The sequence below is a fragment of the Corallococcus sp. RDP092CA genome, from assembly GCF_041903675.1.
Lineage (GTDB): Bacteria > Myxococcota > Myxococcia > Myxococcales > Myxococcaceae > Corallococcus.
Genome location: NZ_JAYESI010000056.1, coordinates 1 through 19,913, shown reverse-complemented (window position 1 = coordinate 19,913; position 19,913 = coordinate 1). Strand labels below are relative to the sequence as shown.

At 68.1% G+C, this 19,913-nt stretch carries 18 protein-coding genes and 1 pseudogene; 9 read left to right on the top strand and 10 right to left on the bottom strand.

What is annotated here, in order from left to right:
• Positions 1 to 585 precede the first annotated feature (585 nt).
• Both U8525_RS33450 and U8525_RS33445 read left to right on the top strand, forming a co-directional pair.
• Positions 586 to 783, top strand: a complete 198-nt coding sequence (locus U8525_RS33450) for a hypothetical protein (protein WP_374270797.1) — start codon at positions 586 to 588, stop codon at positions 781 to 783.
• Between the two features lie 353 nt (positions 784 to 1,136).
• Complete coding sequence (locus U8525_RS33445) at positions 1,137 to 1,337, top strand: hypothetical protein (RefSeq protein WP_374270796.1); 201 nt, start codon at positions 1,137 to 1,139, stop codon at positions 1,335 to 1,337.
• 379 nt (positions 1,338 to 1,716) lie between these two features.
• Here U8525_RS33445 and U8525_RS33440 read toward each other — a convergent pair whose 3' ends face one another.
• From U8525_RS33440 to U8525_RS33430, 3 genes are all read right to left on the bottom strand, one after another.
• Positions 1,717 to 2,733, bottom strand: coding sequence for a protocatechuate 3,4-dioxygenase (locus U8525_RS33440; protein ID WP_374270795.1), 1,017 nt, complete (start codon positions 2,731 to 2,733; stop codon positions 1,717 to 1,719).
• 406 nt (positions 2,734 to 3,139) lie between these two features.
• Positions 3,140 to 4,399 carry an ATP-binding protein gene (locus U8525_RS33435; RefSeq protein ID WP_374270794.1) on the bottom strand — a complete coding sequence of 420 codons (1,260 nt, stop codon included), beginning with the start codon at positions 4,397 to 4,399 and terminating at the stop codon, positions 3,140 to 3,142.
• A 415-nt stretch (positions 4,400 to 4,814) separates the two neighbouring features.
• On the bottom strand, positions 4,815 to 5,066 hold the full coding sequence (locus U8525_RS33430; protein WP_374270793.1) for a hypothetical protein: 252 nt from the start codon (positions 5,064 to 5,066) through the stop codon (positions 4,815 to 4,817).
• A gap of 650 nt (positions 5,067 to 5,716) precedes the next feature.
• Between U8525_RS33430 and U8525_RS33425 the strand changes: the two genes are divergently transcribed.
• Genes U8525_RS33425 through U8525_RS33415 form a run of 3 tightly spaced genes read left to right on the top strand, consistent with a single transcriptional unit; the run spans position 5,717 to position 9,394 of the window.
• Positions 5,717 to 7,447: a hypothetical protein gene (locus tag U8525_RS33425; protein ID WP_374270792.1), complete on the top strand. Its 1,731-nt coding sequence runs from the start codon at positions 5,717 to 5,719 to the stop codon at positions 7,445 to 7,447.
• A 17-nt stretch (positions 7,448 to 7,464) separates the two neighbouring features.
• On the top strand, positions 7,465 to 8,427 hold the full coding sequence (locus U8525_RS33420; RefSeq protein ID WP_374270791.1) for a hypothetical protein: 963 nt from the start codon (positions 7,465 to 7,467) through the stop codon (positions 8,425 to 8,427).
• A gap of 31 nt (positions 8,428 to 8,458) precedes the next feature.
• Entirely contained in the window at positions 8,459 to 9,394 is a 936-nt protein-coding gene (locus U8525_RS33415; RefSeq protein ID WP_374270790.1) for a hypothetical protein, read from the top strand.
• A gap of 79 nt (positions 9,395 to 9,473) precedes the next feature.
• Here the strand turns inward: U8525_RS33415 and U8525_RS33410 are convergent, their stop codons facing one another.
• Positions 9,474 to 10,325: a hypothetical protein gene (locus U8525_RS33410; protein ID WP_374270789.1), complete on the bottom strand. Its 852-nt coding sequence runs from the start codon at positions 10,323 to 10,325 to the stop codon at positions 9,474 to 9,476.
• 316 nt (positions 10,326 to 10,641) lie between these two features.
• Here U8525_RS33410 and U8525_RS33405 point away from each other — a divergent pair, with 316 nt between their 5' ends.
• On the top strand, positions 10,642 to 11,502 hold the full coding sequence (locus U8525_RS33405) for a hypothetical protein (RefSeq protein ID WP_374270788.1): 861 nt from the start codon (positions 10,642 to 10,644) through the stop codon (positions 11,500 to 11,502).
• 575 nt (positions 11,503 to 12,077) lie between these two features.
• Here U8525_RS33405 and U8525_RS33400 read toward each other — a convergent pair.
• From U8525_RS33400 to U8525_RS33380, 5 genes are all read right to left on the bottom strand, one after another.
• Positions 12,078 to 13,064 carry an SWIM zinc finger family protein gene (locus U8525_RS33400; protein ID WP_374270787.1) on the bottom strand — a complete coding sequence of 329 codons (987 nt, stop codon included), beginning with the start codon at positions 13,062 to 13,064 and terminating at the stop codon, positions 12,078 to 12,080.
• Positions 13,061 to 16,054 (bottom strand): DEAD/DEAH box helicase, encoded by a 2,994-nt coding sequence (locus U8525_RS33395; RefSeq protein WP_374270786.1) that lies wholly within the window; start codon positions 16,052 to 16,054, stop codon positions 13,061 to 13,063. Before U8525_RS33395 ends, U8525_RS33400 begins: the two co-directional genes overlap by 4 nt.
• Before the next feature lie 60 nt (positions 16,055 to 16,114).
• Positions 16,115 to 17,014, bottom strand: coding sequence for a nucleotidyl transferase AbiEii/AbiGii toxin family protein (locus U8525_RS33390; protein ID WP_374270785.1), 900 nt, complete (start codon positions 17,012 to 17,014; stop codon positions 16,115 to 16,117).
• A complete protein-coding gene (locus U8525_RS33385; protein ID WP_374270798.1) occupies positions 17,011 to 17,586 on the bottom strand; it encodes a type IV toxin-antitoxin system AbiEi family antitoxin domain-containing protein in 576 nt (191 codons plus the stop codon). The genes U8525_RS33390 and U8525_RS33385 overlap by 4 nt, the downstream gene beginning before the upstream one ends.
• 85 nt (positions 17,587 to 17,671) lie before the next feature.
• Positions 17,672 to 17,950, bottom strand: a complete 279-nt coding sequence (locus tag U8525_RS33380) for a hypothetical protein (protein ID WP_374270784.1) — start codon at positions 17,948 to 17,950, stop codon at positions 17,672 to 17,674.
• A gap of 92 nt (positions 17,951 to 18,042) precedes the next feature.
• Between U8525_RS33380 and U8525_RS33375 the strand changes: the two genes are divergently transcribed.
• From U8525_RS33375 to U8525_RS33365, 3 genes are read left to right on the top strand one after another with little or no spacing between them, the layout of a single operon-like run.
• Positions 18,043 to 18,435, top strand: a complete 393-nt coding sequence (locus tag U8525_RS33375; RefSeq protein WP_374270783.1) for a hypothetical protein — start codon at positions 18,043 to 18,045, stop codon at positions 18,433 to 18,435.
• Entirely contained in the window at positions 18,429 to 18,809 is a 381-nt protein-coding gene (tnpB, locus tag U8525_RS33370) for an IS66 family insertion sequence element accessory protein TnpB (protein ID WP_374270782.1), read from the top strand. Before U8525_RS33375 ends, tnpB begins: the two co-directional genes overlap by 7 nt.
• 43 nt (positions 18,810 to 18,852) lie before the next feature.
• A complete protein-coding gene (locus U8525_RS33365) occupies positions 18,853 to 19,680 on the top strand; it encodes a transposase (protein ID WP_374270781.1) in 828 nt (275 codons plus the stop codon).
• A 30-nt stretch (positions 19,681 to 19,710) separates the two neighbouring features.
• Here the strand turns inward: U8525_RS33365 and U8525_RS33360 are convergent.
• Positions 19,711 to 19,913 (bottom strand): annotated as a pseudogene (locus U8525_RS33360) (hypothetical protein); the annotation flags it as partial.

Sequence of the window (19,913 nt, the reverse complement as noted above, 5' to 3'; positions counted from 1 at the left end):
GCCTTCGCCTGCGCTCGCAACGTCTCCCTCATCTGCTCCAAGTCCATTCACTCCCTCCTCTACCGGGGAGCACCAACCTCCTCACTTCATGCCTCACTTGTCACGACGGGCTCCGGCGAGGAGTTACGCTTGCACCCACAAATGTAACCCAACAGGTTTACTCTACTCGACGCTTCCGGCAGCCCTCTTGCCACCCACTGGCTACCTCGACGCCTGATTCCGCTGCCTGGAAGAGCGTCCCGCTCAAGGAATGGGCCCTCGAAGCGCACTGCTCCAAGGCGGTTCCTCCAGGGAGGTGCGCTGATTCCAGCGGATGACGTGCCCCTATTGCGCCCGCCCCCTCGGCCGAGTGCCTAACGTACTTACCGAGGCCGGGGCCAGCCGCGCCAATGCCCGTGTGAAACCCCGCGTATTCTCGCGAGTTTCTCGCACGTCTCCAGTGCGCTCGACCTCCAGGCCAGACGGACTTGCTTCATCTGAAAGTAAGAGCGTGTATGTCTTTCGCGACGGGCAACCACGCCCCCGCAGAACGCGAGGACGTCGATGAAGATTAAAAGCACCACCGCCTTTCGAGCCTACACCACCATGCGCGCGAACCAGGCCAAGGCCACCAAGCGCTTCATGGTGAAGTCGGTGAACAAGGACGGTTCTATCAGCCGCATGGCGCCCACCAAGGCCGCCTGGCAGAACGACGCGTTCGAAGATTCCGACGCCGCCGAGGCCCGCCGCGCGGAGCTTGAGCGGCTCAATCCCGGCTCGCGCTTCGCGGTCGTCCCGCTCTGAAGGCCCTGGGGCCACGCAGGCAGGCGTGAAGCCCGAGGTGCTGTGCCTTCCTGGGGCGCAGGCCCCCTGGCGACTCCATCCAGTGGGAGTCCGCAGGCCAGAATGGCAACTCCCCGGACATTTTGCGCCCAGCCAGGTCCAGATGAACCCGCTGCCGCCAAAGCTCGGGGCGTGATTGCAACCGGCCTACCGTTTCAAGAAGCCAGGGCGACACAGTCGACGGAGACCGTGGCTCCGTTTTTCTATTCATGCCCTCCAGGCAAGCGCTATCGTCATCGACTATGGCTACCCGAGATTCGACATCCTGTTACCTTCGCACCAAGCTCGTCGCGGTGACGAAAGACGGCACGTGGGTGCGGGACTTCAACCTTCCCATCCCGCCCTTCGTTGGCCTCGGGATTCGGCTCGATGTCTACGAGATGGTCAACGTCCAGAGCGTCATCGTCGGCGACGCTCGTTACGATGTCACCTGTATCGTGGGACCCGAGCCTGGCGAGAGCTTCGACGCTGCATGGCTTGAGCGCCAAGGGTTCGAGGCGGCACCGTACCCCTGAACAGAACCGCCCTGCCTGGCTCGACGGAAACGGTCATCCCGCGCGTCATTACGGGCGAGGTGAGCGTGGATGTCATCAACTCGGCCTGACTGCCGAGGCGGCGTCATCCCAGCCAGGAGGGGGCCTCACGGAGCTTGCGTCGACGCTCTTCTTCGATTCGGAGCGGCGAGCCCTCATTCTCCGAGCGCCATCCGAACAGGAGGGCATTGCGCGACCTCCCGCCCGGTGGCGTGCGATGACGCGTGTGCCTGGCCGATGAGCAGGGCGAGCTCGACGTGCCCCCTCTGAGGCCTACACCCCGTTGCGTCCACTTCGAATGAGACGTTCATTGGGCAGTAGGCCGCAGAGGCTGCGACTGACGCTTCAACGCCCGGCCAAATCAAGGCGTTCCTGCGTCCCCCCCTGGCGGCGGCCCCATCCCGCCATCTCCTCGCGGCGGCCCCATCCCACCATCGCCACCTGGCGGAGGTCCCATCCCGCCATCTCCACCCGGACCACCGGGGCCACCTGGGCCGCCACTGCCCCCTGGGATGGAGCATTGCTCTTGAGTGAGCGCCGAGCGAATGATGAGCGTCTTGGAGGCAAGCATCGCACCGTCCGCCATCCGCTGCGTGGTGAAGAGGTAGTCGCCGACACTGTCTGCGGACACCACGGTGTCGTTGGAGTTGGTCGTATCGCGAGCACCACGCTCGTCGTAGAGCGGCTGGGTGTTGATGATGTCGTCGTTGAGGGCGTCGTCGAAGAAGAGCTGGGACGTCACGTACTCCTGCCCATTGAGCCGGACCGTGAAGTGGATGTGGATGGTCCGGCCGCTGTACCAACCGGGGAAGCAGGTGTCGAAGTCGACACGCCCGTCGGCGTCCGTCGTCTGCACGCCGCGGAACCACCGCGCCGAACGGGCTTCCGCATCCCCGAAGGTGCAGGAGTCGGCGGCGTCGTCGCCGGAGTAGAGTCCTTCGGGGCCGGCGTGCCAGACATCCAGGGTCGCGCCTTCAACGGGGGTGCAGTCCTCGCGAAGGATGCGGAAGGCCAGCCGCACCGGCAGGCCGTCGTGTCCCTCACTGATGTCCTTGCGCTCCACCGTCTGGGCGTAGCACGGCCCCAGGATGGACTCGCAGGTGAGAGTGCACGCCGTTCCGGTGCCAGCGCTGAACGGGTTCGGGTAACTGGCTGCCGCGGTCATCGCCGCGGTGCCGCCGGTGGCCCAGAAGCCGGGGTCCACCACGCCCGCGTCCGTACCCGCATCCGTGTTGCCGCCAGCCATATCGCCGTCACTACCGCAAGCGACGAGCAGCTTCGCCACGGGAACCGCAGCCAGCGACAGGCCAATGCCGCGCAGGATGCTCCGGCGCGTGATGACCTTGGGTGAAAGGTCCTGAGGGGAGTCACTCTTCATCCGGGATTCCTCCGGGAATCTGGAGCCAGGGGCGGTAGGAGTACCGCCCCTAGGACCATCCGGCGCTGACCGGATGGCGACCCAGGTTATCGCCGGAGAATCTTAAGGATTCCTTACGCGAAGAGAGCGTATTGCCTGAAAAGCAACCGTTGATGACGGCGAGGAGGAGCCCTGCGGTCAGCGCGTCGTCGCCTGGTCTCCCCCATTTCGAGGGAACGGAGCCTCTGCCCCAGAGCTTCTTGAGCCACCGGTGCCGCCCCAGCCCCGGGTCGCTGCGTCATGGTTGCATCAAACCCTGTTGGACACTGCGTCACTGAGAGAGAGCAAGTCGCGCGAGAGGACGTCGTCGGCTCGGCCCCTCATTCCCTGCCCCAGACGACCCAGCACCCACACGGAGTTCATCCCCCTAGACTGAGAGCCGCTCCTGCGAAGCCGCATTGAGAGGGAGGGCGATAGTGAAGCAGGTCCCCTCCTCGGCGCAGCTGGTCACGGTGGCCCTCCCGCCGTGCGCCTCGGCCAACCCTCTCACCAGGGACAGCCCAAGCCCCCATCCCTTCTGGGCGCTCTCCGCTGCGGACCGCGTACGGTGGAACGGCTCGAAAATGGTCGACAGTTCGTCCGCGGCGATGGGCAGGCCCTGGTTACGCACCTGGAGCACCACCTCGTTCCCGTTACGGTCCAACCGCACTTCAATTGGAGTGCCCGGAGCGCCGTACTTCGCCGCGTTGGAGGCCAGGTTCTCCACGATGCGGCGCAGCCCGAGCGGATCCGCATGCATCGTGAACTCGCCTTCCGCCTTCAGAATGAAGCGTGCCGGATAAACCGATGAGAGTTCGTCCAGTGTCTGCGCTACGACTGCCTGCAGCTCGCACTCCCTCACCTCCAGCGCCACATGCTTCCCGGCCTGGATGCGACTGGCATCCAAGAGGTTCTGAATCAACCGCTCCGCCCGGTCCAGGCTCGCCGTCACTCGGGCCACGGACGTCTGGACGCTCGGCAAGTCAGCGTGGCGCCTGCCCAGCAGTTGCACGCCCAGCTTCGACGCAGTCAGGGGCGTGCGGAGGTCATGGGTGAGCGCCGCGACGAACGTGTCCCGGAGATTCTGCTCCGCCTTCAGCTTCCGCACCTGCTCGCGGAGGTTGATCTCCGTCATGATGGAGGCCGTGAGCTCCCTCATCACCAGATGGTCCTGTGCGGTCCATTCGCGCACCGTGGGCTGGATACAACAAAAGGTCCCCAGCACGTGCCCGTCCGGGTTTATCAGCGGGAGCACGATGAGGGCGACAATGCCCCAGGGTCCGGTGGATGGATGGAGCTTCAGAAACGGGTCCGCGGGCGCGTTCGAGGAGATGATGGGCTCTGCCTCGAGCGTATAGCGGCACAGCGACGCATCGATGGGCAGTGTCCGAGTCTCCCGGAAGGGCGATGGCAGACCGAAGTCCGCCTTGAAGAACTGCCGCTCCGCATCCACCAGGGACATGATGGTCAGCGGTACGTTGAGGAGCTGTGCCGCCAGGCGCGCGAGGCGGTCAAAAGCCTCCTCCTGCGGCGTGTCCATCAGGCCTGTGTCCCGAATGGCCTGAAGCCGGTTCGGGTCCGTGAGACGGCGGTTGCATCGCTGCGTCCGTCCGAGCGAGGCCTCATCCAATTCGCCGAGGAATTTCATGGAAGACTCCAGTCCACTGCGCTGGCGGGGCTGCCCGCCCGGCGCACTGCCTCTGTTCGAATTCAACCTACCTGAGCGACGGGAAGCATGCGCTGGGGCGTTCACCGCTCCTCCCTGCCTAGAAGCCGGGCACCCCAGCCTGCGCACGGGAAGGCCGCAAGGAGGGTAGGCGGTACGCACCGACAGGTCCTCACGGGGCTTGCGTCGACGCGCTTCTTCGATGCGGAGCTGCGAGAGCCCTCAACCTCCGAGCGTCCTCCGCAGATGACGGCCTGGCATGAGCGCCCTCACCAGGGGGCTTACGGTGGCGCGTGCCCCTCGAAGGTCCGCGAACGGAGAGAGGTGAGCCCTGCGAACCCGCGGCCCTCTTCGTGTTGCGCGGGCCGCACCAACCAGTGGACGGGCAACGCGGGTATCAGCGAGGGCTCTGCTCGTGCTCGATGAGGCTCACCCCCGAGTTCGGCACGCTGGCGAGCCTGGCCAACGCTTCCTGAACGCCAACGGCGAACCAGTCGGTCAGCCCGCACTCGGCGCATATCCAAGCGGTGAAGTGACCTACCTCCATCTTCGCGCCCCTCCCGTGCTCGTCCACGGAGCCGGTCGCCGAGCGACACAGGGCGGGCATGGCATAAACGACGTTGCTCGATTCGAAGTTCGGCAGCATCACGGGGTCGACGCGCCAGAACTTCCGTGAACTGCAAACACGACACTGTCGTGGAGAAGGGCTCATTGTTCGACCAGCCTACTCTGGGGCTCGATTGCCGTGCGCGTGGGCGCCTGCGTCTCCACGGAGGTGGGCATGAGACGTCATCCTGGCGAAGCTGCGTCAGGCCATTTCCCGAGGCGCCCCAACCCCGGCTGCGGACGCATGGGTGCCCGCAGAGCACATTCGACGGAGCATCGAGGCGCGCGAAACGCCGGCAACCCAGGGACAGCCGGCACACACATCCGCCGCATCCATGCACGCGTGGCCCACGACACGCCCCGGGTACGCCACCCGATACCGCCTGGCGTGCCACAGGCAGATGCCCACCTCCGGTTAAAACCGCCCCCCCCTCCGCCACCCTGGAGCATTGACGCAGGAGCGAGCCAGGGGTTGCGGACTTCGGAGCCCTTGGAGTACGAGTCTTCTGACACAGTCCGAGTTTGGGGGTCCGTTCACAAGCTAGGTCGCGGCGCACCCACCCCAAACGGTCTCCAACGAGGCGCCGAGACTTGACGGAGGGGCAACTCCATCCTCGGTGAGCCCGGACGGCCCCCATGCACTCGCGGTCCGCCGAGGACGCACGACTCCATCCATCAGGAACTCCCACCCTCATGAAACAGGCCAACATTCTCCTCTCGGCGTTCCTCTCCCTCGGCTTCGGCACCTCGCTCGCGGCCAGTCCGGCGCCGAAGGTCGACGCCATCCCCCCAGCGGAGGTCGTGCCGGCGGGCGCGCCGGATTGGTGTGAAGGCGTGACGGCGAAGCTCACCTCGCATCCCACCGCCCTCAAGCTGGCGGCGGAGTACTTCGACGGGATGACGCTGGTGGAGATGCGCGACCTGGTGCTCTACAGCTGTGAGAGCCCCGACGACGAGGGGCGCCGCGCCTGGGTGCAAGCGGTGCGGCAGAGCCTGAGCAACCAGTACGGACTCACGCTCGCCGACAACGCGCGGATGATGAAGCTGGCCGCGAGCACGTATGGCCAGGGCGGGCGCTACAAGGCGCCCGACATGAAGGAAAACCCCGCCTGCCAGAAGCTGGCGCCCCTCACCACCGGCCCGGAGAACCTGCGCCTCATCCGCTCGCTCGAGCGCATCGGCGTGGGCTGCGGCGACTGGAACACGCGGGAGAACCGCTCGGTGCTCGGCTCGCAGCATGGCACCGAGGAGCCCGCGTTCTGGGTCGTCGACTACGCGGGGGGCTTCGACAGCGAGCTCGCGAAGGCCGTCTTCGTCAAGTCGCAGCTGACGAACTTCCGCTCCCTGAGCGAGTCCGCGAGAAAGGACCTGCGCTACTACCGCAACTGGGTCAACGCGTCCGCCGTCACCCTGGACGACGCGGCGTTCCGGCGCCAGCTCGCGGCCATGGACCTGCCCGAGGAGGCGGCGGTGCGCGCGGTGCAAACCTTCCGCGGCGCCCTGGCGGAGTTCGCGGCGAACCAGCGCGTCATCGAGGACGCCTCGAAGACGGACAAGGCGGTGGCCGCCATGTTCTTCACGGGGCCCGCGAAGGCGCGTGCGCGGTGGGAGAAGGAGTCCTCCGCGAACAAGGCCGTCTTCGAGTCCGTGCTGGCCCTGGAGCAGAAGCGGACGAGCACGCCCGGCGGGATGACCGGCTGCGCCAACCAGTTGTTCCCGAGCTTCCAGGCCTGGGCGCGCGACTACGCCAAGGCCCACCCCTCCACCTCCGCGCGAGAGGTGACGATGGAGGGCTACCTGGGCTCCGTGCTCGCGTATGGCCTCACGCTGTGTGGCCTCAACGACGAGCAGGCGCCTGTGATGGAGCGCGTCTTCGAGTACTACCTGCGGCGGACCCTGGTGCAGCGCGGCCCCATCACCGCCTCGGTGCAGGGCATGGTCGACGGCGCCAACGAGAGCCACGGCACGAGCGTCCTCCAGGACCTGGCGCGCCCCGCCGCGCGGCTGCCGAGCCTGGGGATGGGCGTGAACGCGGAGGACACGCCCATGGACCCCACCCAGCTTTCCAGCGGCGTCGTGGCGAAGGTGAGTCCCAAGGGAGACCGCGTGCAGCTCACCTTCAAGAAGCAGACGCGCAAGGAGCCGCGGTTCGAGTGCGTGGACACGAAGCAAATCTGGTACGTCACCCACGGCGGCAACGTGGAGTACCGCAAGGCCTGCAAGAAGGTCGGTGAGAGCACGGTGACGGGCGCGCCCGCGCCCATCACCGTGCCGCGCTTCGCGGCCGGGGGCATCAAGCCCGGCCATCTGGTGCTGTACTGGAAGTACACCAACGGAGAGAGCGAGGGCAGCGGCTGGCCGGTGGAGGTGTTCGCCGACGCGAGCCGCAAGCGCCGGGTGAATCTGCTCGGCGCGCAGCTCTGAGACAAAAGGCGACGCCCATGAAGGACATCCGGACCTGGCGCTTCGAGCAGTACCGCGAGGTGGACCGCGGCAACCCCGACGCGTGGAAGGACGTCGACGTCGACCCGCTCACCGGGGCACGTCACTACATGGGGGCAGCGGACCACCGGCCGTTCGTCCAGCGGTGCGAACTCATCCCGCCCCCGGGATTCGACCCGGCGGCGGCCCCGCTCGTCTTCCTCCCCTACTTCGGCGAGGAGAAGCCCGCGACGACGCTGGGCGCCTACTTTCAGGCGCAGGCAGCGGGTGGCGACGCGCTCCGGGAGCTGCTACCACGAGGCCTCGACGCCTACCTCCGGCACGACGAGCGCGAGAGCCGCCCCTACTTCTCCACCCTCTTCGAGCCCATGTCGATGGCCGGCCACCTCCTCGTCGTCTGGTACGGCGACCAGTGGTACGTCAATGACGTCTTCTATCGGCTCGAAGGGCTGGACGGCTTTCAGGACCAGCCCTACGCAGACGTCGTCGAGGGCACCCTCGAGGACTTCCTGCGGCGCTCGCCGCTGGTCCAGCCCCGGCTGAACGAGGGCTTCTCGCGGCTCGACCACCCCCAGCGCAGGTCCAGGACGGACTTCCGTCCCGACGCGGTCGTGCTCGAGTTGGAGAAGTCGCCGGGCCCTCCCGGCACGCGCCCCTTCTCGCTGAAGGTCTTCGCGGACGGGAGGTTCGAGCTTCGCCGCGCGGACGGGCCCGTCGTCCAGGGGAGTGACGTCCACCAGCTCACGACGTTGCTCATCGCCGCGCCCTCGCTGGCAGCGCGAGACTCGTGGTGGAAGCTCGACGCGCTCGCGACCCTGAACCTCGGGTTCGACGAACAAAGGACCACGCTCTGCATCGACCTGGACGGGCAACAGACAGGCCTCACGCTGGACAAGGAGACGCCGTACCACGTCCAGCACTTCGTCCAGCGGGTGGCTACCGCCTACGGCATCGAGCTCTGAGCGGCCCCAGGCGCGAGCGGAGGAGCACAGGATGTCCGACATGAACGAGCCCGTCGCCGCCCCCGACGCTTCCACACCGAAGGAGGCGCCACCGTTCATTGGCTCGTCGAGCATGTTCGGGTTCTTCGTGGGCTACTTCCCGTTCCTGTACGGCCTCATCCCCCTCATCGGCCTGCTCGAAGGAACGGCGGGCACCGGAGAGCTCGCCCTGGGCTGCGTCTCGCTCGGCGTGGGGGTGTACGGCATCGCCTGGGAGCAGAAGCGCAACCGCCGCTCGAAGCGCCTGCGCGCGGCCATCGACGCCGCCATCCCGGACGAGGACCGCATCGCGGAGGGCGAGGTCCTGCCCACGCTCGCCCGCGCCTTCTCGGGGACCGTCCTGCCCGCGGCGCAGCGAGACCTGGTGGACTCGCTCCGGGCCCCGGCGCGCGCCCCCGAGGACTACGAGCGCGTGGGCTTCACCCGGGATGACGTCGAGCTCGTCATCTACCGGAAGACGTTCGACGCATACCCCGGCGAGTTCGACGACCGGGGCCCGGGGATGATTCCACGCATGGGCTACTGGCGGGTCCAGGCCCGGGTTCCCAACGAGAAGATGGCGTTCCGCGTGTCGCCGCGGGAGCAGAAGGAGCCGTTCTCCTTCCGCTGGGACCCAGCCCCGGAGCAGCCCCGTCCGCGGACCTTCACGGACCGCTTCCTCGTCTCGGGGACGGGGCCCTCGGCGCTCCCCGAGGAGGTTCGCGCGCTGCTGCGCCAACGGACGGCGTTCGTCGTGCGGTGCCAACACGGACGCCTGGAGTGCATGTGGCCCGAAACGGTCGTCGGCGTGACGCGCTCCCGCTTCGAGGACGCCGTGAGCATCGTCGCCACGACTGCGCGTCACCTGAGGACGCGCGAAGCCGAGCGGGACAACACGGACGCACCACCGAGCCAGCAAGCGGGTGACTCACCTGACAGGACTGGATGAGCCGCGGCTCCGCCGCGCGCCCCCACCGACATGCGTCGACGGGATGGCACAGGGCCGAGGACAGGCCCCATCCCAGGGGTCACGGCAGGGGGACGCGCCAGGTGCGCTCCATGTCGGCGAGGAGGAGCTCGCCCTGTCGGAGGTCGAACAAGGCACCTTGAGCGGGCGGCAGTGACACGGCCTCGAACGAGCGCAGGTCCACCAGCGCTCCGTCGAGCGCCAGCCATCGCCCACAGGGGGACGCCGCGAGAATCCGATTGCTCGAGCTCCGCCACCGCGCCTCGAGCGTCTCCGCGTCGTGCACGACGACGGCTCGTTTGAGCTGATTGACCGCCAGGAAGCGACCGTCCCCCGAGAACAGCAGCTCAGCCACGGCGCACGGCCCGAGCGAGCGGGTCCGTAGGACCTGTCCCTCGGAATCACACAGCAGGAGCTGCGCCGGGTCGAACCACTCACCGAGCGCGAGCCGGTGGTGGGTTGCGTCGTATGCAACAGCGTCGGCATCCACCGCGAGCGGAGTCGTGCGCGACAAGGCAAGGGAGGCCGCATCCAGCATCCTGACGTCCTGGCCCTGGCGCACGAGCGCACGCGGGCTCGCAGGGTCTGCCCACAGCAGGACATCGCCCTCGTCGTCCCAGGACGCATCGACTCGAGACGCCGCACCTGGGCACCCCAGGTCCCAGACACGCACCTGGTGGGCGAACAGGTCGCCGAAGACGGTCACCAGGTGCTCGCCTGCGAAGCGCATCTGGAGCATGAGCGCGCCTCCCTCCCGCCACGTGTCATGCTCGAAGCGGAGCTGCCCCCGCTCATCCCGGACCTCGAGACGCACATAGTTGGCCCGCGCGGTGACAGACTCGCCCCGAACGAGCCCGAGCGCCGCGACGTGCAGGGGTTGGCGCATGAGCGACTTGAGTCTGCTGGCATCCATCGTGCCTCTCCGGGTCTGGAATCGTCGGGTCGCGGAACGTCGGCCAGCCGCGCCAAGGATGCGAGGGCCCGCGTCCGCGAATCCCCGTCAGGAGCGCACAGCACAGAATAGAGCATGCGCTGAAGCAGCGACTCAACCGAGCCCCCTCTGGGTCGACGGTCGCGCCAGTTCAGGATGCCGGTCGACTCGTCATAGGGGAGCGGGTGTCAGCCAGGGACGCATCGACGCTCTCTCCGTCCACACAAACGAAGCCCCCACGGAAGTCCCCTCCAGCCCCTTCTACAGACACGGGCGACCCGATAGCCTTCCGGCCCCTATGCCTCCACTTCGTGACCAAGGGCTCCCGCGCCGGTATGAGGACACCTTCGTCGTCCTCGCCGCCACGGCGGTGCTCCTGGGAGCCGCTCCCGAGAGCGCCCAGGAGCAGGTGCTGGGCACGGCAGGCAGCGCCCCGAGCATCGAGGCCGTGGCGATGCCCTGCGCGAACGGGCACCGTGCGTTGCGCGTTCGCCGCGCCAACGCGAAGCGTACGGCGACGATGTCCGAGCCCTATGGCCAGCTCACCTGCGACGTGGCGAAGGCCAGCGAGCCGGGATGGGACTGGTCCGGTGGAAAGGAATCGAGCGCCTGGGACCTTCGGCTACGGGCCGTGGACCTGAAGGGAGGACCGAAGGCGCTCCTCATCACCCAGCGGCTCAACTTCGAGTACGTCCACCAACAGCACGCCCTGTTCCTCACGGACGCGGCGGGGATTACCCGTGCCTGGGAGGGCGTCGAGAGCTCGGGGCCCGCCACTTCCAGCGTGGACGTCCAGGGCGGCCGGATTCTCTTCTCCCACACGGTCGACCTCGGCGATGGAGACCTGGCGGACACCTGGGCCCTCTCCGAGTTGGGTTGGGACGCGGCCCGCAAGAAGGTGACGGAACGACCCGCGGAGGCATGGGCCATCATCCTGGGCACGGAGACCTCCGTCATCCAGGCCCGGGCAGCGGAAGCGCGAATGGAGGCGGAGTGCAACGGCGCGACGCTACTCACCGTGGACACCAACGAATTCCCGCGACTCCCCCAGGGCAGGTGGGTAGTGGCGAGCTTCCTGACCTCACGCAAGGCCGCCGACACCGCGCTTGAGCGGCTCCGGGCGTGCGCGCCCGGGGCTTCCCTGAAACGCGTTCAGTGAGAACCGGTGTGGCCACCCCTTGAACCTGCTGGCGCGCCACCCACGAGCGCACGCCCACCACCACGCACTTTTTGTGAAGCGGACACCGGCAGATCCGAACCATGGACGAGAGGTCACCCCCGGTGTAGTTTGCGGACATTCAATCGGCCCCCGATTGAAGGGCTCGCCCCTCCCCTCTTTGAAACCACTGGATATCACTCGGTTTTCGACCCTCAGAGAGTTTGAGTCCTCTCAGAGAATCGCCGAGAACGAGTTCGCGCAGGGCTTCGTTCGGGGAGCCAATTTCGCGTCACGCCAAGTCGCGTGACCCAACGTTGAACGGAACCCCGAGCGGCGCGAGCTTCTTGGGGTTTCGTCTTTCTGGCGTCTTTGCGTGGGGTTTCGCGCTTGGGCGACGTGCGCGGCGGGTTCTCTGGGAGCTGCAAGGAGAACGCTGGGAGCGCGCAGAGGACGGCGCTCGGGGCTCGCGGGGCGTTCTCGGCGGCGGATTCTCATGGAGAATCTCGATTCTCTTCGGGGTGCCGTTTTACTCAAGCGACCCAGTGTTTGACTCAAGCCGCTCGCTCTCCTCCTGCTCATCGTCGGCTGCTCGCGCCCGTACGCGCGCCGCCCTTCTTCGTGCGCCTCGCGCTCGTTGGCTGCTCGGGTTCGTCCTGCGTTGGGCTCGCTTCCGCCATCGCGATCCGTCGCGCCGTTTCGGCGGCGGCGCGCACCAGCGGCGCGAGGACGTCGGCAGGGCTCGCCTCGCTCGTCCATGCTGACGGTGCCCCGAGCTGACGCAGCATCGCGCCGTGCGCCACCGGCGCCTCGAATGTGAAGTGCATGGACGGCATCGCATCTCGCGGGCGGTCGTAGTCGGCTGCCTTCACCTTGCCGAGCTTCACGGTGGGCACTTCGGGCGCGGCGGTGGCGCTCGCTGACTTCTTCGCCTTGGCCCCTTTCTTGGGAGCTGCCTCGTCACCCGCACCGCGCGCGGCGCGCAGCGCGTCGAGCACCTGCTCCTTGCTCTTGCCGCGCAGCTCGAAGAGCAAAAACGGATCGCCGTCGAGCGCCTCGCCGAGCACGTAGTGGGTCGCGGCGACGTGCTTGCACGGATCACCCCAGTCGGGACACGAGCAGCTCGTCTTCAAGTCGGCGCGCTGCTTCGGGAAGAGGCTCACGCCCGCCTCGATGAACGCCTCGTCGATCGCCTGCGGCATCTGCCCGGCGAGCAGCTCGGCCGAGAACTGCGCCTTCTCCGCCATCGCGGCGATGGCCTTCTTCCACGCAGCCTCGCCAAGCTGCGTGAGTTCGATGGTGATTTTGTACGGTGTCGACCTCGAACCCGTGACCTTCGCTGTCACCTTGCCGTCCTTGACCTCGAGGTCGTGCGTGCGTCCGGCGCGCGCATAGGTGCGCCCGCGCGAGAGGCGCCCCGAGTCGCCGCGCAGCACCTCTTCGAGCGCGGATATCCACCTCTGGCCCCACCACGTGGTACCCGCCTTCTTCATACGGATGCCGCGCTCGGGTGGCGGCTTCTTCGGCGCGGGCTTGTACCAGCCGTAGCCGCTCCAACGACTCACGGGCGCACCTCGCTGCGAGCGCGCGCTCCGCGCCGTTTGGGGCGAACGGACACCGGCGCGTCGTCGTCATCGCCGATGGCAGCGGCGCTGTCCGAGAGGGCGAAGAGGCTGCGCAGCTCCTTGCCGTCCAGCTCGGTGATCCACTGCTCGCCCGCGCCGACGATCTTCGAGGCGAGATCGCGCTTCTGCTCGAGCAGGCGATCGATCTTCTCCTCGACGGTGCCGGCGCACACGAGCTTGTGGACCTGCACCGTGCGCTGCTGGCCGATGCGGTAGGCGCGATCGGTCGCCTGGTCCTCGACGGCGGGGTTCCACCAGCGGTCGAAGTGGAAGACGTGGCTCGCGGCGGTGAGGTTGAGGCCCGTGCCGCCCGCCTTCACCGAGAGGATGAAGATGCGCGGCCCGTGCGGCTCCTCCTGGAAGCGCCGCACCATCTCATCGCGCGCCTTCTTCGGCGTACCGCCGTGAAGGAAGATGACCTCGCAGCCGAGGCTCGCCGAGAGGTGTTCCACCAGCTTGTCGCCCATCTCGCGGAACTGCGTGAACACGAGCGCCTTGTCGCCAGCGGCGATGGCCTCTTCCAACATCTCCGTCGCGCGCGCGAGCTTGCCCGAGCGCTTCGGCAACGGGCCCGACTCGCCAAGGTACTGCGCCGGGTGGTTGCAGATCTGCTTGGTGAACATGAGCAGCGCCAGCACGCGGCCGCGCCGCTCGATGCCGTCCGAGGACTCGATGCGCCGCAGCTCCTCGTCGACGACGGCCTTGTAGAGCGTGGCCTGCTCGCGCGTCAGCGTGCAGATGACCTTCATCTCGTTCTTCGGTGGGAGGTCCTGGATGATGGCCTTGTCGCTCTTGAGCCGCCGCAGGATGAAGGGGCTCACGATGCGGCGCAGGCGGGTCGCCGCGTCGTCGTTGCCATAACGCTCGATGGGCATCGCGAACTCGCGACGGAACGTCTCCAGCGGTCCGAGCATGCCAGGGTTCGCGAATTCCAAGATCGACCACAGCTCGGCGAGCCGGTTCTCGACCGGAGTTCCAGTGAGCGCAAAACGCTGGTTGGTTCGCAGACCTCGCGCGGCGCGCGCGGTCGCCGACGAGGCGTTCTTGATGTTCTGCGCTTCGTCGAGCGCGACCACGGACCAGTCGACGCTTCCGAGCAGCTCGGCGTCACGGCGCAAGAGGCCGTAGGTGGTGACGACCAGCGTGCCGACCTCGTGCGGGATATCTTTCGTCGAGCGTGCGCGCGGTGCGCCGTAGTGGCGCACGATGCGGAGCGACGGCGCGAAGCGCTCGATCTCGCGCTCCCAGTTTCCGACCACCGACGTCGGCGCGACGAGCAGCGCGGGGCGCGCGTCCTTCGGAGCCTCGTCGAGGCGGCGCAGGAGAAACGCGAGGAGCTGCATCGTCTTGCCGAGGCCCATGTCGTCGGCGAGACACGCGCCGAGACCCAGCGAGCCCATCGTGACGAGCCAGTTGAGCCCGCGCTCCTGGTACGGGCGCAACGTCGCTTTCAGCGACTTGGGTGCGCCGAGCTCTTTGTTGCCGCCATTGCGGAGGCGCTCGACGAGATCGGCGATGACGCCAGAGGCCGATACAAGGGCGGGCAGCTCGCCGTGCCGCGTCTCGCCCGCGAGCACCGCTTGAATTGCCTCGCGCGCGCTCAGCCTCGAGGTGCCACCAGCGAGCCGCTTCTGGATGTCGCCCAGCTCGCGCGGATCGACCGCGACCCACGCGCCGCGAAACTGCACGAGCGGCGCCTTCTGCTTGGCGAGCGCGGTCAGCTCACGCGCGGTGAGCGGCTCGTCGCCGATGACCGCCTCCCAGTCGACCTGGAGCAGCTCATCGAGCGCGAGCCCCGCCGCGCCCGCGACGACGCCCGCGACCTTGCGGGTACCACCGACGCGCATGCGCAGCTGAAGCCGACGTTGACCGGCGGCGGTCAGCTCGCCGGGGACGATGACGCCGAAGCCCGCATCGGAGAGCGTCGCGGCGCCGTCGCCGAGGAATGTCCACGCCGTCGCCGGGTCGAGCAGGGCCGACTCGGGCCGCGCTTCTGCCAACGACGACGCGAGCGGCGGGAACAGCCGCGCCGCGCGCCCGAGCGCTTCGAGCAGCGACTCCTGCGGATCGCGGAACGCGCGGCCGAGCTTCTGCAAGCTGCGCCCCTTCGTGCTCCACGCCTCGGCGGCGGAAACCAGCAGGCTCGGATCGTCCGGTGACTGGAGCAGGAAGCGCAGGGTGAATGGCTCGCCGTCGCCCACCGGCAGCTCCAGCCGGAAGCACGCGCGCAGGCGATCGCGCGCACCGAGTGCCGGGCCGCTCCAGCGTTCGAGATCGTCCACCACCGAGCGCTCCGCGAAGCCCTCCGTCTCGAAGCTGCGCTGCGGGCCTGTGAGCGCCGTACGCCATCGCTCGGACCACGCGCCGTTGCTCGTCGCCCTGGACGTCTTCGCGCGCGCTTTCGTCGGCAGCGAGGGGCCACCTTGCGCGGCGCGTACGAGAGCATCGGCGACGGCGTCGAGGTACGCGCGCAACAGCGCGTCGGGCGCCCACACCGCATCGTCGCCGGTGGGGACCGGTACCGCGTGCGCTGCAGGCGGCATGCTCTTGGCCAGCATCGCCACCTTGGCCGCGTCTTCACTGGCTCCGAGCGCCGCTGCCCAGCGAGCCTCGATGCGCCCGGCTCTCCGCGTAATCGTGGGGACGACGCGCTCGCGCGCCACGAGATCCATCGCGAGCTTGCTCGCCATGACCCACGTCGCGATCGAACCGGCCAGCCCATCGACCTCGACGGTGGGCACGACCGCGAGCTTCGCCAGCGCATCGAAGAGCGGCAGCGTCGTGCCAGTGACCTCGCGCGTGCCATCGGAGGTCACGAGCCGCGCCGTGGCGGCAGTCCCGCCGCGGGTGAGCGTGGGCAGCGTGCGCGGCGGCGGTTCATCGCCCCACAGGAACAGGGCCTCGTTGTCGGGCAAGAACACGAGCGGCATCGATCTACTCAGATGCCACGGGACGAGGCCGCAGGAGAAGCCGCGAGTGCGTGATGAGGTTCATCGCCAGCTCCACGCCGTCGGATCCCATGTCGCGTCGAGGCCACCCGCGAGCACCGGATCGAGGAATGTCTTCGCCGCCGTCGTCACGTCCGCGAGTGTCGTCCATTGCAGACCATCCTCGCGCGCCATCGCCGCGAAGGGCGTCACCCACGATTCGGCGGGCGCCGGCACTTCGCTGGGCAGCGCGTGCGTCTTGCGGAACGTGAAGGTCTGCTCCAGCGCCGCGCGCAGCCGCTTGGCGTCGAGCTCCTGCACCGACGCGAGCAGCGCGAGGTCAGGCAGGTCCTTCACGCGCGAGTTCGGGCGCGGCCTCGGCATCGTGTACGCGTGCAGCTTCTCCGCGATGTGCGTCTCGATCGGGTAGAGCCGCAGCGTCGGCGGCGCGACGCCCGCGAACGCGAGCACGTCCTCGGCGACGACGACATCGGGCGGGCCGATGATGGGATCGCCGAACGCGACGTCGACTCCGAAGGGCTGGCCGTAGAGCTTGCCCGCGAGCTTGCACTCGGCGCGGAAGCGAAGGCCGTCGTACTGCACGGCGTCGCCGAGGATCTCCGGGTGGTCGTTGTCGGGCACGACCTCGAAGGCCATAAAGTCGCCGAGGTCGTGACGTCCCGCTGCTTGCAGCTTCGCGAGGAGATCGTCGGGCGAGCCCACCATGCGGAGGTCGACGTCCTTCGTGGTGCGCGCGCGCTCGAGACGAAGGTCGAGGACGAGCCCGCCCTTGAGCGTCGCGGCTTCACCGACGGTGGCGACGACGCGCGCGAGGAAGCGGTCGAAGACGAGGAGCTGACGACGGCGCGCGAAGTCGGCGCCGCTCTTCGAAGATGACTTCAGGCGCTGTTCGAGCGCCTGTTTGAAGGTCTCAGGCGAGGCGTAGGTACGAGGCTGCTTCATGCGCCAAGGCCTCCAAAGGGCGCGAGCGCGCGCTCGACGTCGGCGAGGTCATCACGCCCAACGAGCCCACGACGCAGCGCCTGAAGCGTCGCTTGCCGGAGCAGTTCGGGCGAGAGCCCGTCCTTTGCGCAGTCGCACAGCGTGCGGCGCGGAGTGGTGATGGGCACGGCGCCGAACCACGCGCGATCAGCGAGCCCGATGTCGTCGTGGTGCAGAACGACACCCTCGGGTACGCGGAAGCGTCGCTTGCGCCACGTGGCGGGCAGCGTGAGGTGGAGATGTGCGGGCAGCGCGTCCGAGAGCCCGTGCAGCGCCAGCGCCGTCTGGTGCGAAAGCACGCCTGCCTGCTCGGACCAGAGCCAAGCGGCGACCAGTTCCTCGTGCTCGCCGGGCGGGAAATGGACGAGCCGGTAGATGCCGCGCTGAAGCCGCGCCACCTTGCCCGCGTGCAGGTGGTGGATGAGGAGCTGCGGCGAGTAGCCTGCCTTGGCGGCCTGCTTCGTCGTGAACAGCCCCTGCTGGGCCGCCGCCGTCTCGTAGAGGCGGTCCCAGTTCGGCTGGGATGTCGGCATGAGGTCCACGCACAAAACGTAAGCCAAGTTTTAGTCGCGCGCAAGCGCAACACCTCAGCTTGGCTTTAGTTTTGTGTTCCACGCCCTACGCCAGTATCGCCTCGATCGCCTTCTTGAGCATCGCCGTCCGGCTCTTGAACCCCAGCCTGCGCCAACCTGCGTCGAGCGCATCGACCTCGGCGGCGGTCATGCGGAGCGGCAGCACCTTGATGTCGGCGGCTTCGCCGGTGGCGCGGCGCTCTATGGGGCCGACCTTGATGCGGCCCTTCTGCGCCTGCCGTACCCGCCACACCAAGTAGGCCGAGTCGGTCGAGGACGTCTCTCGCCCGAGCAGCTCGCGGTGCAGCGCCTGCAGCTCGGGCACCGAGAGTTTCGTCGTAAGACCTCGCCGTGCCCCGTCGTGACGTGCCGAGCCGCGCGTGAGACCTCCGTGTGCCACACGCCAGGAGGTGGTCCGTGGAGTTGGAGAAGGAGTTGGAGCAGTTCCGCCAGGAAGCGCAGCGGTTGAAGGCCGGGAGGCGCAGCGGCTCATTGCCGTTCCCCGAGGCGCTGCGCGCCTTCGCGGTGCGCTACGCCGAGCACACGGTGGAGGCGGGTGGGACGGTGACGGACGCGGGAAAGAAGCTGGGCGTTTCTGGGCCGACGCTCTACGAATGGCGCAAGGGCCGCTCCCGCCCGGAGCCCGTCGAGAAGAGCGCGGCGCTGGTACCGGTGCGCGTCAGCGCGCGTCCCGCCGCAGCTTCGGGTACGGGAGTGCGGCAGGTGGCGCTGGTGTCACCAAGTGGCTGGCGCGTCGAAGGGCTGAGTGTGGAGAGCGCCGCGCAGCTCTTGGGGAAGTTGGGGTGCTGACGCTGACGCGCGCGGTGCGTGTCTTCGCATACGCAGCCCCGGTGGACATGCGCCGGGGTTTCGATGGGTTGAGCGCCCTCGTCGAGCAGCAGTTGGGGCAGCAGTTGCTCAAGGGCGACGTCTTCCTCTTCGTCGGCCGGTGTAGGCGACGGGCCAAGGTGCTGCACTTCGACGGCACGGGCCTGGTGCTCCTCACCAAGAGGCTCTTCCGGGGACGCTTCGCCAGGCCTTGGAGCGAGGAGGGCGCGCAGGCGGTGGAGTTGACGGTGAGCGAGCTGTCTCTGTTCCTGGAGGGCTGCGAGCTGGCGGGGCGGTGGAAGTTGTCGCCTCCGGCCGTGGACGACAAAGTCCTTGCGATAGGCGGTGCGATGTAGCACCCAGCGGGGAGTCATGACGCGCGTGGAGCAACTCAGAGACTTGGAGACAGCCAAGCAGGTGGCCAGCCTGCTGGAGGCGGAGAATGCCCGGCTGCACCAGCGCCTCGAGGCCCTCGCCCTCGAGAATGCCCGTCTCAAGGGCGAGGACGCGCAGGCGCGGCTGCAGTTGGAGCTCGAGGGACTCAAGCAGCAGTTGGCCCTCCTGCAGAGGCGTCTGTTCGGCGCCTCCAGCGAGAAGCATGGGGAGAAGCCCGCGAAGTCTCCGCGCACGAAGCTGCGGCGTGGCCATGGCCCCACGGCCCAGCCTGAGTTGAAGGTGCAAGAAGTCCTGCTGCCGCTGGACGAGGCGGACCGACTCTGCGGCCTGTGCGGCGGTGGCCTGCACGCGTGGGAGGGGCAGACGGAGGACTGCGAGGAAGTCACCGTCGTCGAGAGGAGCTTCGTGCTGCGTCGCGTGCGCCGGCAGAAGTACCGCTGCCGCCAGGGCTGCGCGCCGGTGACGGCCCCCGCGCCGCCGCGGCTCATTCCGGGGGGCCGCTACTCGCTGGAGTTCGCCGTCCATGTCGCCCTCATGAAGTACGGCTTCCACCTGCCGCTGGCCCGTCAGCAGCGGCTGTACCTGCGCGAGGGCCTGGTGGTGGAGGCGCAGACGCTCTGGGACCAGTTCGACGCGCTGGCCGGCCACCTGCAGAAGTCATACGAGGCGCTGCTGGCCGAAGTCTTCACCTCGCCCGTCATTCACGCGGACGAGACGTACTGGCTGCTGTTGGAAAAGGGGCCGGGCACCAAATGGTACGCCTGGACGGTGGCCTCACCGGACACCGTCTTCCGTAACTGTTCGCCGTGCCCCGTCCCGGCGCCGTGCTGACCCGCCCGGGACGGCCGGCGGGAGCGACCGTCAGTCCTGGCTCTTCGGAAGTGTGACCGTGCCTGGGTTCTCAATGGCGGCGAGCGCAGCGCGCCGCAGGTAGTGCCCGGGGTCCTCACCCCGCAGGCGTGCCGTCTCGATAAGGGAGTAGAAGAGCGCGGCGACCTCGGTGCCTCGCTTCGACTTGCTGCCGTAGTGGTTCTTGCGGCCCATCACCATGTCGCGCATCTGCC